General features: G+C 33.2%; 11 protein-coding genes. 1 reads left to right on the top strand and 10 read right to left on the bottom strand.

Translation table 11 applies throughout. The annotated features are described in order from the left end of the window. Positions 1-91: 91 nt before the first annotated feature. The 5 genes from H4V97_RS04190 to H4V97_RS04170 form a co-directional block, all read right to left on the bottom strand. On the bottom strand, positions 92-2,116 hold the full coding sequence (locus tag H4V97_RS04190; RefSeq protein ID WP_209549020.1) for a DUF349 domain-containing protein: 2,025 nt from the start codon (positions 2,114-2,116) through the stop codon (positions 92-94). Between the two features lie 314 nt (positions 2,117-2,430). Further along, complete coding sequence (locus tag H4V97_RS04185) at positions 2,431-3,180, bottom strand: shikimate dehydrogenase family protein (RefSeq protein WP_209549019.1); 750 nt, start codon at positions 3,178-3,180, stop codon at positions 2,431-2,433. Next, positions 3,180-4,577, bottom strand: coding sequence for a tetratricopeptide repeat protein (locus tag H4V97_RS04180; protein WP_209549018.1), 1,398 nt, complete (start codon positions 4,575-4,577; stop codon positions 3,180-3,182). Before H4V97_RS04180 ends, H4V97_RS04185 begins: the two co-directional genes overlap by 1 nt. A gap of 216 nt (positions 4,578-4,793) precedes the next feature. Further along, positions 4,794-5,981: an aspartate aminotransferase family protein gene (locus tag H4V97_RS04175; protein ID WP_209549017.1), complete on the bottom strand. Its 1,188-nt coding sequence runs from the start codon at positions 5,979-5,981 to the stop codon at positions 4,794-4,796. Between the two features lie 133 nt (positions 5,982-6,114). Continuing rightward, on the bottom strand, positions 6,115-7,737 hold the full coding sequence (locus H4V97_RS04170; RefSeq protein WP_209549016.1) for an OstA-like protein: 1,623 nt from the start codon (positions 7,735-7,737) through the stop codon (positions 6,115-6,117). 289 nt (positions 7,738-8,026) lie between these two features. Here H4V97_RS04170 and H4V97_RS04165 point away from each other — a divergent pair, with 289 nt between their 5' ends. After that, positions 8,027-9,895: an alpha-amylase family protein gene (locus H4V97_RS04165; protein ID WP_209549015.1), complete on the top strand. Its 1,869-nt coding sequence runs from the start codon at positions 8,027-8,029 to the stop codon at positions 9,893-9,895. Between the two features lie 97 nt (positions 9,896-9,992). On the opposite strand, the gene H4V97_RS04160 is transcribed toward H4V97_RS04165, so the two are convergent. Genes H4V97_RS04160 through H4V97_RS04140 form a run of 5 tightly spaced genes read right to left on the bottom strand, consistent with a single transcriptional unit; the run spans position 9,993 to position 13,177 of the window. Further along, a complete protein-coding gene (locus H4V97_RS04160; RefSeq protein WP_196850517.1) occupies positions 9,993-10,763 on the bottom strand; it encodes a superoxide dismutase in 771 nt (256 codons plus the stop codon). 7 nt (positions 10,764-10,770) lie between these two features. Beyond that, on the bottom strand, positions 10,771-11,040 hold the full coding sequence (locus H4V97_RS04155; protein WP_196850516.1) for an acyl-CoA-binding protein: 270 nt from the start codon (positions 11,038-11,040) through the stop codon (positions 10,771-10,773). Next, positions 11,040-11,693, bottom strand: a complete 654-nt coding sequence (locus tag H4V97_RS04150) for a phosphatidylserine decarboxylase family protein (protein WP_196850515.1) — start codon at positions 11,691-11,693, stop codon at positions 11,040-11,042. The genes H4V97_RS04155 and H4V97_RS04150 overlap by 1 nt, the downstream gene beginning before the upstream one ends. Beyond that, the gene (locus tag H4V97_RS04145) at positions 11,683-12,573 is read right to left on the bottom strand and encodes a phosphatidate cytidylyltransferase (RefSeq protein WP_196850514.1); all 891 of its coding nucleotides are present in this window, start codon (positions 12,571-12,573) and stop codon (positions 11,683-11,685) included. The genes H4V97_RS04150 and H4V97_RS04145 overlap by 11 nt, the downstream gene beginning before the upstream one ends. A gap of 1 nt (position 12,574) precedes the next feature. Further along, on the bottom strand, positions 12,575-13,177 hold the full coding sequence (locus H4V97_RS04140) for an LUD domain-containing protein (protein ID WP_196850513.1): 603 nt from the start codon (positions 13,175-13,177) through the stop codon (positions 12,575-12,577). Between the last annotated feature and the right edge of the window lie 49 nt (positions 13,178-13,226).

Raw genomic sequence — 13,226 nt, 5'->3', positions numbered from 1 at the left:
AAATGATATTTATCATATCATTAATTTTAAGTAAAAAAAACCTCGAAATATAATTTATATCGAGGTTCAATTTTTTAGCTTTCTTGAAATTTTATTCTTGCTTTAAATTTCTCAATTGTTTTAGTTTTTCTTTCCAAACATCTAAACTTTCTTTATGCACAGCAATGTTTTTACGAACCTCTAAAACTATTGAATTTTCTTTTTTGGCATTTCTGGTATTGGTGAAAAATTGAATGTTGTTCTCCAATTGGAAAATTTCGTTCTTAACTTCTTCAATTTTACGCATTAAGAAAATCTTTTCGTTATCTAATTTTCGGGTGTCGTTACTATCTGATAAATGATCCATTCTATTCGCAAAACGCAGCATTTCAGTGTCTTTTTTACTCAAGCTTAATTTTTCAAAAAGTGCATCTAGAATTTTATTAAATTTTCCTTCTATATGTCTTCTAGGGAAAGGAACTTTACCGAAATTTTTCCAAGTTTCAATATGTAATTTGATCGCATCCAAATCAGTTTTATGATCTCCTGTCAATTCATATTCGCGCAAGGTTTCCAAGTAGGCTTTCTTATTATTGAAAGCTTCCACTTCTTCCACGTTTTCCTCGTTTTTTTGCTCTTTTAATTTTTCAAAATAGTGATTACAGGCATCTTTAAACTCTTTCCAGATTTTATCAGAATATTTTCTTGGGACATGACCTATTTGTTTCCACTCCTCTTGAATTTGCTTCATTATTGGAGTAGTTGCTGCAAAATCAAGACTTTCTTGTAATTCTTTGGCTTTGGTTACAAGAGCATTTTTTTTACTTAAATTGTCACTTTGGTCTTTCTTGATGTCTTTATAAAAAGCATTTTTGAAAGTATTAAAATTTCTGACAGCAGTTTTAAAACTGGCCCAAGTTTCTTCATTTACATCAGAAGGTACTTTTCCAGCAGAGAAAAAAGCAGTACGTAAGGCCTCAACTTTTTCAATTTGAGCTAACCATTGAGAATGTGCATTTACTTTTTCTGTTGCTAAAACTTCAATTTTAGCTACAATTTCCTTTTTCTTTTCTAAATTCTCTAGTTCGGTTCCTCTTAATTTTTCGAAAAGAACTTCGCGTTTATCATGCATTTGTTTAGTTAAATCGCTAAACTTGTTCCAGATTTCATCGCGATTTTCTCTAGAAACAGGACCTATATCTTCTTTCCAAATTCTGTGTAAATCTTGTAATTCACGAAAAGCTTTGTTGATGTCAGCTTCGTTGATTAGTTCTTCAACTCGAGCAATAATTTTTTGCTTTTGTTCTAAATTATGTTTGAAATCTAAATCGCGTGCTTCTCTGTCAAGATGTAAATAATCATAAAAATTTTCAACATGAAAGTGAAAATTATTCCAAACGTGATTGTATTTATCTTTCGGGATTGGTCCTGCATTTTTCCATCTTTCTCTTAAATCATTAAAATGTTTTAGAGTGTCTTTTATGTTTTCTTGCGGATTGATTAATTCTTTTAATTCCTCAACAATTGCCAAACGATTTTCTAAATTAGTTTTGAGATTCGTTTGTAAACTTTTGAAATGAGTATTTTTTGCATCCCTAAAAATGGAATAGTATTTATCGAAATTGGTCTTTAATGGAGAATGATATTGAAATTCTTCATTTGGATCTTGATTTTCCGCAAGAAACTCTTCTTTTTTCTCTTCTAAAAGATGGTTGTATTTTGCGACAAATGATTTTTTGATTTCTTCAATATGGTCTTTAGCCGACATCACTTTCTCATTGGAAACCAAATTTTTCAATTCTTCTACCAGTTCTTCCAATGATAACGCATCATAATCTTGCATAGGAATGTCATGGCGATCTTTAAGAGTCTCGTCTTCGCTTTCCTCTGCGTTTGTATCAGCAATGGCGTTAAGAGCTGTTTGGTTGTCTGTTTCCGAAGTAGACTCAGTAGTTATCAATTCTTCAGTAGGAGGAACAACAACATTGTCTTCTGCAGGAACATCAATTGGTTCAGCCAACGGTTCTGTCTCCAATACTTCTGTTTTGGATTGATTTGATTCAGTTGAATCCTGTGCTAATTTTCCATCTATCTCATTTTCATTTTGGGACAGGTTATCATTCATTTCTTCTAACATTTTTTCAATGTATAAGGTTTCTATTTTTTTTTCCGAATTCGAAAGGTAGTGAAAGCAGTACTAATTTACAAAATAAATTATTTGAATACAGAATATTTTTGTAAAAAAATTTCCATTTTGCTTCGTTTGGAATTACTTTAAATATTTTTCATAAGCTTATTTTGACAAATTTTAGCCGAAACATATTTTATAAAAATAATTCATAAAATGATTCAATAATTTGGAACTAACATATATTTTAAAAAAAAAACTACAACATTTGAGGTTGTAGTTTTATAATTTAGCGAGGGAGCTTATTTACCTGTATTTGTGGTCTACTTATTCCAAATCGCCCAAGCTTTCTCCGCTTGAAAAATAAGCATGTCTAAACCGTTTTTGATTTGTGCTCCGTGTTCTTTAGCTTTTTTAAGAAATTGCGTTTCTGCTGGATTGTAAATTAAGTCAAAAGCAATATGATTTTCCGTAAAGTATTCATAAGGAATTAATGGGAATGCATCCGTATCGGGACTTGTTCCTAACGGTGTTGAATTGATAATTATTTGGTAATTATCAAAAGTTGTAGCATTGATTCTATTGTAGTCAATAGCATTCTCTTTGGCTTCTCTGGAGACAAAAGTGTAAAAGATACCCAATTCATCCAAAGCATATGCGACTCCTTTTGAAGCGCCGCCTGTTCCTAAAATCAAAGCTTTTTTATGGTGGGGTTGCAATAGAGGTTCTAATGATTTTTTGAAACCAAAATAATCGGTATTATAGCCTTTCAGTTTTCCTTTTTTGGTAATTTTGATTGTATTTACGGCACCAATTAGCATTGCTTTTTTTGAAAGTTTATCCAAAAAAGGAAGTATTGTTTCTTTATATGGAATAGTAACATTTAAACCTTTTAAGTCTGAAGTATTTTTTATTATCTCAGGAAATGTAGCGATTTCCTGAATATCAAAATTCTCGTAGGTACAACCTTCAAAGTTTTCGCTATTGAATTTATCTGTAAAATACCCTTTCGAAAAGGAATAATGGATATTTCTTCCCAGTAAACCAAAACGCTTTCTTACTACTTCAATCATTACAATTTTTTATGTTTTGCAATATAATTTTGCACCATTTTTCTAGTCCAAACTACTGGAAATAAATCCTCAATAATAATATAGTTATCAAAGTTTAATCTCATGGCATTACTCAAATGGAATTTTGCCTTGGTATTGTCTTGTATCATAAAATACAATCCAGCTAAACGATATTCGATTTCATTTTCCTCCGGAAAATATTCTGAAGCTTGGAGTAAGGTTTGAATGGCGCTTTCGAATTCACCTAAAAACTGAAGAATGTCAACCCAGTACAACCAAGTGTCTAATTGATAATCACCAAATTCTACCGCTTTTCTATAACCAAATTCAGCTTCCTCAAAGAAATTCATTTGTTTGTTTATAGATGCAAAACGTTTCCAATACAAACGATTTTGATTGTCAATCGCTAAGGCTTTGTTGACATAAAAAAGTGCTTTCTGATAGTTTTTTTGGCGAACATAGAAATCAGTAATCGCAATCCAACCTTTGTCCAAAAGGGGATCTTCATGAACTGTTTTATTGAAATATTTCAATGCTAAGGCTTTGTTGCCCAATTTCTCATGACATTTTCCTATTCGGAGTAAAGCATACGAAGTGGCATCATCTAATTCGATAGTTCTTTCATAACTTTCGATTGCTTCGGCGTATTTTTTTAGTCGTTCAAAGGCTTTCGCTTTTTCCATGAATGCGCCTAGAAATTCATCATCGATTAAAGTAGCGTAATCGAAGGCTCGAATGGCATTTTCATATTCTTTTACACCATAATGCAAACGACCTAACTGATGCCAGGCGATTTCGCTGTACGGGTTTTTATCTATATATTTATTCAAGTAGGCTATGGCCTCTTGATTTTGATCTAAGAATTCAAAACAATACACTACATTATATAATGCTGATTGGTCTTCCAGATCTTCTTCTAAACATTTAATGAAGCTTTCTTTTGCCAATTCGAGATTGTCCATAAAAAGATATTCCATCCCGATTAAATTATAAACATCGGCATAATCATCAGTATATTTTAAAGCAATTCTTAATAATTCAACTGCTTTTTCGTGTTGGTCTCTTTTAGAATAGATATTGGCTTTTTGAATGTAAATTTCTTCATTAGTTGGCTCAATAGCATATAACTCATTCAATAGTTTTTCGGCTATTTCTAGTTTATCATCATAGACTAACATCTCCACTTGGACTAATTTTAGTCCTGTTGATTTTGGGTGTTGATCCAGTGCTAGTTTTAGTGCTTTTTTTGCCAAAGCGGCCTTACCCATATCGAGATAATGAAGTATAATTTCTTCAAATTCTTCGGAGTCAAAAAAGAGGACTTTGTTGGTTTTCAACATCGACTCAAATTTAGACAGGGATAAGTTATAGTCTTCTTCTTCGTTGCTTAATTGCATCTTTGTTTTTTTAGAATTTGGCCTACTTAAAAGTAGGCATCCTTGCTGTTAATGTGAGGAAGAGCAGGAATTGTTTTGAACAATTTAATTAACAAAATTAGTGCTGGTTTATTACTGATGCCATAGCCCTGATGGAAGTGTAAATCCTCTCTAGTTTCGTTTTTAAAACGAGACTAGAGAGATTGTAACGGACAGCAGGAATAGCTTCTAAAAAAATTAATTTTTATTCAAAATTGCATCCATTACTTCTAGCATTATAGCGCAGCCTTCACGAATTTCTTCATTAGAAATGGTAAGCGGCGGCGTGATTCGGATTGCGCATCCTTCAAACAGTAACCAGAATAATATGAGTCCCTTGTCTTGACATTTGAGAATTACTTCATTTGTAATATCGGCACTTTTGGTCATTGCGGCAAGCATTAATCCTTTTCCTCTTATTTCTACTATCAAAGGATGTACCAAAATCGATCTGAATAGGTTTTCTTTCTCCAACGCTTCAGCCATTAAATTGGTCTCAGTAATTTCCTGCAAAGTCGCCAAACAGGCTGACGCAATGACAGGGTGGCCTCCAAAAGTCGTGATATGCCCCAGTTTTGGGTTATCACTCAATAAATCCATCATGGCAGATGAAGCGGTAAAAGCGCCTACGGGCATGCCGCCGCCCATTCCTTTTCCCATAACAAGAATATCAGGAACGACGTCATAATTTTGGAATCCAAAGAGTTTTCCGGTTCTTCCAAAACCCGGTTGGATTTCGTCGAGAATCATGATCGCACCAACTTCATCACAACGCTGACGCACTTTTTTAAGGAAATCATTATGAGGCTGAATAAATCCGGCACCACCTTGAATGGTTTCCAGAATTATTCCTGCAGTTTTGGTTGTTATTTTTTGTAAATCTTCTTCATTATTGAAGGTTATAAAATCCACATCAGGAATCAGCGGTCGAAAAATGCGTTTGCGTTCTTCAAATCCCATTACGCTCAGGGAACCCATAGTATTTCCGTGATAGGCATTATGACATGAAATTAATTGACTTCTTCCTGTGGTTCTTCGCGCGAGTTTTAAGGCGCCTTCTATGGCTTCTGTACCCGAATTTACCAAATAGGTTTTGTCTAAAGGTGCGGGCAGGAGTGAAGCTAATAATTTGCAATATTGGACTGCGGGACTTTGTGAATATTCGCCATAGACCATCACGTGCGAATATTTATCCAATTGATCTTTGATGGCTTGGTTAACTCTGGGATGTTGATGTCCTAGCGCACAAGCTGAAACACCGGCCACAAAATCCAAATATTTTTTATTATTGGTATCGTAAATATAGGAGCCCACAGCATGAGAAACTTCCATACCCAACGGATAAGGAGAAGTTTGTGCTTGGTATTTTAAGAAATCGGTATTCACTTTTTTAGAAATTTAACCGCAAAGGTTGCAAAAGTTTTTCGCAAAGTTCACGAAGTTTTTAAAGAGGCTTATTTACTTGTGTGTCGCAGATTGAATACTGCTCCCGAAGCTTCGGGATGAACACTGATTACTTTTACTTCACTTTCTTTTTATCGTAATTCAAAGTTTCTTTTCGGATTTTCATAGGAGCATTTGCTTTAGCATCCTCTACTTTTCCTTGTTTGACTAATTTATCATTTAGTTCATTTTCTTCTGGTGGAAAGATATCGTCTTTCGATTTTATTCTTTCATCCCCGCGCCAGACTAGACCTCTTAATTTTCGTGCGTTTTCTGGCAGATCTTTTTCAGGGTAAATGTCTCCATCCACTTGTTTAAAAAAAGTGATACTTTCAATGGCATTTTTTTCTAAAATAAGATTGATTTTACTGCTCACATTTTTATTGATACCAATGAGTTCCTTGGCGTCATTGCGCATATAATAAATGACCTCGGTATTTTTTACAATGTCCACATCATGGAGTTTCCCTTCTTCGAATTTCCCATAGAGATTTTGCCCTTTTACCTGATTATAGCCCGTTCCCAATGTGTCTTTAGAGACCAGAAAGGTATTGTTGAGTACTTTGAGGGAATCGAGTTTTTGTGTGTTGTTATTTCCAATAAGATGCATGACATCCCCTGTAATTTGGCTTTCTCCATTCCAAAGTATTGGGTTTCCTATCATTTTTGTTAGGGCTGTTTTAGAACTTGAATGTATCGAATCGCATTTGCCACTCATATCCGTTTTATAAAAACGTACATTATTAAAAGCACGAATGACACGATTGGCTTCTTTACCGGTTACCATCAATTTTTTTCCATGAATATAAACGGAGTCATTTTCGACAAAGTTTATAGCCACGGCTCTTTTGGTTACAAAAACAGAATCCTTTTTTTTATATAATTCGGCATAATGTCCTTTGATAATTGCTCTGTTGATAGAGTCCGTTATTTTTACATTTCGCGTTGCCGATGCAAATTCCCTGTTTCGGTCATAATACAAACTATCTCCCCTAATTATCCGATCGTCGTACTTGATATAGGATTTTTTTACAAAATGCGCCAGGTTTTTCTTGGTGTCATAAAACCCTTTTTCTGTGTAAATATAATTAGCTTTACTCGTAATCGTTGATGGTCCAAAAAGATAGGAGTGACCTGAATTACTATAATAATCTAAATGATTGGATTTTATTACATACGTTGGATTGGTAATCGTAACCGCTGTCAGGAACTGAAACTTTTTTTGGGCGACATAATATTTCCCCGATTTACTTTGCAAAGTATTCTCCTTGTTGGTAATTGTGCCTTGCGAATTGTAAAATACTTCTTGAGTGTTTCTGTCAAAGCTTATTGTGTCTGTAGCTAAAGTCGCATCAGGGGAGCTCATCACAGCATTTCCAGTAGCAAAAGCTTTTTTTACATTACCGTTGTATTCAGCATATTTACTGTTTAAAAATAAAGTGTCACCTTGAACTATTTGTACATTCCCAAATGCTTTTATGTAATTCTCTTTTTGAAAGTAATAGGCTTTATTGCAGGTCAAAACTACGCCGTCATGGTTAACACGCACATTTCCTGTAAGCAAAAATGCATCCGGGATTTCTACTTGATTTACATCGGCAAAATCAGAATGTTCAACAATAATTTTTTTAGGAGCCTGAGCCAAAACTAAATTTGTACCAAGCAGTATTAAACAACAACGAAATAGGAATTTCTTCAATGGATTTATTTTTTGTCAAATTTATGAAAAAGGTTACAATCCTAATCGATATTAGGATTTATTTATAATAGTTGAAAAATAAGCAAAAAATGGTGGGATTCCGTTTTTAAAGTTATCAACAAATAAAGCTACTCTTTCGTTGTAGTAGTTCTTTTGAAAAGTGTATTTGTTTTAATTGATATCAATCTTCTCTTCTTTCTATAAATTATATTAATTTTAAAAATTGAATAAATAAATAGGACGATTTATCTAAAAAAATACGAATTGAAACCAGCATAAATAATTTTATATGATAAAAAAGACAATTATAGTTGCAGGGATTAGCGTGGTGCTTTTAGCAACTGCTTGCAAAACAAAAGATTTAAAAATGAATGCAGAAAAGAAAGAGATAGTCTCTGAGAAGAAAATTGTAGTATATCAAGTTTTTACCCGATTATTCGGAAATAAAAATACCACTAATAAACTTTGGGGAACTATTGAAGAAAATGGAGTTGGGAAGTTTAATGATTTTACGGATAAAGCACTTCATGAAATAAAAGATTTAGGTGTAACTTATATTTGGTATACTGGAGTTCCACATCATGCTTTGGTTCGGGATTACACTGCTATAGGAATTTCGAATGATGATCCGGAAGTAGTAAAAGGAAGAGCCGGATCACCTTATGCCGTAAAAGATTATTATAATGTAAACCCTGATTTAGCTGTAAATCCAGCTAATCGTTTGCAAGAATTTGAGTCCTTAATTGCCAGAACCCATAAAGCGGGATTAAAAGTGATTATTGATATTGTTCCTAATCATATTGCACGCAAATACGAAGGAAAGAGTAACCCGGTCGGGATTAAAGATTTTGGTGCTGATGATGATGTTTCTGTTGAATATAAAAGAGACAATAATTTCTATTATATTCCAAATACCCATTTTGAAATTCCAGATAATGTAAAACCATTAAATGGAGAAAGTAATCCATTAATTGACGGGAAATTTGAAGAAAATCCAGCTAAATGGACTGGTAATGGTTCACGAATGGCAAAACCAGATAAGAATGATTGGTACGAAACCGTAAAAGTAAATTATGGAATTCGTCCTGACGGTTCGAAAGATTTTCCAGAACTTCCCGCTGGTTTTGATACCAAATCATATGAAGAACATTTCGCATTTTGGAAAGGAAAAGTGGTTCCAAATTCATGGACTAAATTTAGAGATATCGCATTGTATTGGACTGCTAAAGGAGTAGATGGTTTCCGATATGATATGGCTGAAATGGTTCCGTATGAATTTTGGAGTTATATGAATTCAGCAATAAAGACAAAAAATCCAGATGCTTTTTTACTAGCCGAAGTGTATAATCCTAAAGAATATAGGAATTACATTCATCTGGGTAAAATGGATTATTTATATGATAAAGTCGAAACGTACGATAAATTGAAAGATGTCATTAAAGGTAAATCGTTACCTGACGGGTTATCTGATATCCAAAAAGGGATGGCTGATATCGAACATCATATGTTGCATTTTTTAGACAATCATGATGAACAGCGCTTGGCAAGTCCAGAATTTGCAGGAACACCACAAAAAGGAAAACCGCTAATGGTTGTTTCCACAACAATAAGTACGTCGCCAACCATGATTTATTTTGGGCAAGATGTAGGAGAGGCGGGAAATGAAAATGCAGGTTTCGGGACACACTCCAGAACTTCAATTTTTGATTATGTTGGTGTGCCGAATCATCAACGCTGGATGAACGGTGGTAAATTTGACGGAGGTCAATTGACTCAAGATGAAAAAGACTTACGTGATTTTTACAAACGTTTGCTTAATTTTTCTATCAATAGTTCTGCATTGATGGGGAAATATCAAGAAATTCAAACCGTTAATCGTCAAGTGACAAAGGGTTACTCTCCGGGAATCTATTCATTTGTTCGTTGGTCTGATTCTCAAAAGTTACTTGTGGTGACCAATTTTTCTTGGCTTACAACCAGTAATTTCGAACTGAAAATCCCTTCGGATATTATTAAAAAGTGGAATTTGAAAGATGGAAATTATATTTTAACAGATCAATTGTATAAAAAGAGTTCTATACGATTACAAGTTCAGAACGGAGAAGGAAAAGCCCAAATCACTATTGCTCCATCAGAATCGTTTATTTATCAGTTATAAAATAAATCAATTATATAAATTTTATTGATTTCCATTTAAAAAAAAATGCTGTTACAATTTTTTGTAACAGCATTTTTTTAGCTTAAAAGCGAAACGACTATTTCTTTATGGCAGCTTCATAATTTTCAGCCACTTTTTTCCAATTGATGACATTAAAAAAAGCGTCTATATAATTTTTTCTTTTATATTGATAATCAAGGTAATAAGCATGTTCCCAAACGTCCAGAGCCAAAATAGGTTTTCCTTGGATTAATGCATCTGCCATTAAAGGATTGTCCTGATTTTGAGTACTAGTAAGTTGTAATTGACCTGCTTTATCAACGACTAACCAAACCCAACCGGAACCAAATATTTTTTCTGATTCATTTTTGAACAGTGAAGTGAAATTTGCAAATGTTCCAAATCTTTTGGTGATTGCGTCTGCCAGAGTATCTTTGGGTTCTCCTCCAGCTTTAGGACCCATACATTGCCAGTACAAGGTGTGATTATAGTAACCGCCTGCATTATTTCTGATATTGGCATTATTCAAATCTAATTTTGATAATAATTCTTCAATAGTCAGATTTTCTAAGTCTGTTCCTGCAATCGCCTTATTCAAATTATTAGTGTACGTCAGATAATGTTTCGAATAATGCATCTCTAATGCTATCGCCGAAATGTTTGGGGCTAAAGCATCGTACGCATAAGATAATTTTTCCATTTGAAAAGCACCTTCATTCGCTTTCACATCTTCAGGGAGTCCAATAGCTATTTTTTCTTGGGCGGTAGGAAGTGGAACTTCAACAACTTCAGTAAGCTTTTTGTTATTACAAGAAAATAATATTGTAACTAACAGTAAATTAGATATTAAAAAAATATTTTGTTTCATTTGGAAGTTATTTTTTTAAAAGAGTTTCAATGATTTCTATATAGTGCTCTTTGGCTTCCTCCGAAGTAAGATGGCTAATTTGCATCCAAGCATTGGTTTTGAAAGCATCTCTTAAATGATAATTAGTCGTTTGTTTTAGGTCCAAAGTTCCTAAAGTAGCCTGCTTATAGAACGCGTAAAGCCTTAATTGCACATCTTGGGGTAAAGATGCCTGAGTCATATCAGAAGCAATTTCAACTGCCTCTTGAAATCGTGTATCTAAATCTTTTTCGATCATTACCCTTTGGTTGCAATAATAGTTTTTCCGCCAATGGCTTTTTGGTTAAGTACTACATTTATAGGTGTGCCAAGAGGTAAAAAGATATCTACTCTTGAACCAAATTTTATAAAACCAGCATCAGTTCCTTGAATCACCTGCATGCCTTCTTCAGCATAATTTACAATTCTTCGCGCCAAAGCACCGGCAATTTGACGATATAATATTTCACCAAATGTGTTATTTTCAATTACAACTGTAGTTCGTTCATTTTCTTCACTTGACTTAGGATGCCAAGCTACCAAAAATTTTCCGGGATGATATTTACTGAACTTTACAATTCCGCTAAGGGCATAACGAGTTACATGCACGTTTATAGGTGACATGAAAATCGAAACTTGAATGCGTTTGTCTTTGAAGTATTCAGCCTCAAAAACTTCTTCAATAACGACTACTTTTCCATCCACGGGAGCAAGAATTTGATTCTCGTCAAGAAGTACAGTTCTTTTTGGATTTCTGAAAAATTGTAAAATGATAATTAACACTAAGAAAGCACTTAGTTGAATTAACATTTTAATCCAGTTTGTGTCTATAAATTTATCAGACAATAAAAGCACCGAAGTACTGAAAATGATGCCTATTAATATAGACGGGGTTCCTTCTTTATGAAACATAATTTAAAATTTGGTAAAATAAATATACAAATGGTGCTACAAATATAACACTATCTAATCGATCTAAAATGCCACCGTGTCCTGGCATTATTTTTCCGCTGTCTTTTACACCAGCAATTCTTTTAAATTTGGACTCAATTAAATCTCCAATTGTTCCAATAAAGCCAACAATAATAGCGATTGTTGTCCAAATGATAATTGACTTCTCTAAATGATTCGGGCTAGCTTGAATATAATATTTTGATATTAAAAAACCTGCAAAAACTGCAAAAACAACACCCCCTATTAAACCTTCGATGGTTTTTTTTGGAGAAATACGCTCTAATAATTTATGTTTTCCAATAGATTTGCCAACAATGTAAGCAAAAGTGTCGTTCGTCCAGATAAGAATGAAAAGACCTATTATTATTTTAGGGTTGTAATCTTTTATACCAAAGGATATTTTTGTAATAAAAACGAAAGGCAGTATGATGTATCCCAGTAAATAAATATATTTAGAAGTAGGTGTAATCGATTGGATTTTGTCATTAAACAGAAAATAAATACATTTTAAAGACACTAAGATGGTAATGAGCAATAATACTTTATATATAATGTCCATATCCAAAAGGATAATATAATTTTCTCCAACAATGGAATATATTATTTCTTCGGTAAGAGGTTTGTAGAAAGAGATTAGATTGATTCCGCCATAAAATATTAGTGCAAATAGTATTGGAATTACTTTGTTAATTTGAACTAAATTGCAAAATTCATATACAGCGATAAGTAAGAAAACTCCAAATAAAAGGAAAAAGCTTTCAGTTGAATATAATATTGAAACTAATAATAAAATTACGTAGATAGCACCAGATATGGCTCTCTTGAGTGTTTCATTCATCTTATTGGTCTTCTAAAAGCAATAAATAAAGATTTTTAGCTGAACTTCCGTATTGTGTAAAATCTTCCTCTTTTGCTTTTTCGAAATATTTTATTGTAGTAATATTGGTAGGGTAGTCTCTTTCGTATTTCTTTTTTATGGCACTCAGTCCATCGCTTTTTGCCGCTAGAATTTGGCTTGTATTAGCTAAAATTACAATATTGGTAGGTAATTCGTGTGGTTTATTTTGCTTTATTTGTTTTGAAGAAAATAAAATAGACCCTTCTTCAGCGATTAAATTTTCACAACTTGCAAGTAGAAATTTAGGATTAGCTGATTTATTATAAGTCAGTTTATTGTCATCAAGAATTTTGAAAAGAGTAGGATCATAACATAGAACGTCACTTTCGAACCAGTCGTTCTCTGCGAGTATGTTTTCAAAATGTTCGCTTACTTCTTCTGAGTTTTCACAGTATAAAAATTTACCACCATTTTTCTTAAAATTATAGATGAATTTCTCATCTATAGATGTAGCGTTTTCAGTAAAGTATTTACTACTCTCACTTTCTTTATCTTCATCAGAAGCTAGATTACTAGAACCAAAAAATTTTCTAAAAAGACTCATATACTTTTAAACTACTTAATTTATTACTTGAAAACGTTCAAAGATAAAA

The organism is Flavobacterium sp. CG_23.5, assembly GCF_017875765.1.
In the GTDB taxonomy this organism is placed as follows: Bacteria; Bacteroidota; Bacteroidia; order Flavobacteriales; family Flavobacteriaceae; genus Flavobacterium.
This window is presented reverse-complemented; position numbering and strand designations above follow the sequence as displayed.

What these genes read in the sequence shown, in the direction of transcription:
- H4V97_RS04150 (WP_196850515.1), bottom strand. Translation starts at nt 11,693, where the DNA reads ATGTTTCATAAAGAAGGAACCCCGTCTATATTAATAGGCATCATTTTC.
- H4V97_RS04190 (WP_209549020.1), bottom strand. Translation starts at nt 2,116, where the DNA reads ATGTTAGAAGAAATGAATGATAACCTGTCCCAAAATGAAAATGAGATA.
- H4V97_RS04160 (WP_196850517.1), bottom strand. Translation starts at nt 10,763, where the DNA reads ATGAAACAAAATATTTTTTTAATATCTAATTTACTGTTAGTTACAATA.
- H4V97_RS04165 (WP_209549015.1), top strand. Translation starts at nt 8,027, where the DNA reads ATGATAAAAAAGACAATTATAGTTGCAGGGATTAGCGTGGTGCTTTTA.
- H4V97_RS04185 (WP_209549019.1), bottom strand. Translation starts at nt 3,180, where the DNA reads ATGATTGAAGTAGTAAGAAAGCGTTTTGGTTTACTGGGAAGAAATATC.
- H4V97_RS04145 (WP_196850514.1), bottom strand. Translation starts at nt 12,573, where the DNA reads ATGAATGAAACACTCAAGAGAGCCATATCTGGTGCTATCTACGTAATT.
- H4V97_RS04180 (WP_209549018.1), bottom strand. Translation starts at nt 4,577, where the DNA reads ATGCAATTAAGCAACGAAGAAGAAGACTATAACTTATCCCTGTCTAAA.
- H4V97_RS04155 (WP_196850516.1), bottom strand. Translation starts at nt 11,040, where the DNA reads ATGATCGAAAAAGATTTAGATACACGATTTCAAGAGGCAGTTGAAATT.
- H4V97_RS04140 (WP_196850513.1), bottom strand. Translation starts at nt 13,177, where the DNA reads ATGAGTCTTTTTAGAAAATTTTTTGGTTCTAGTAATCTAGCTTCTGAT.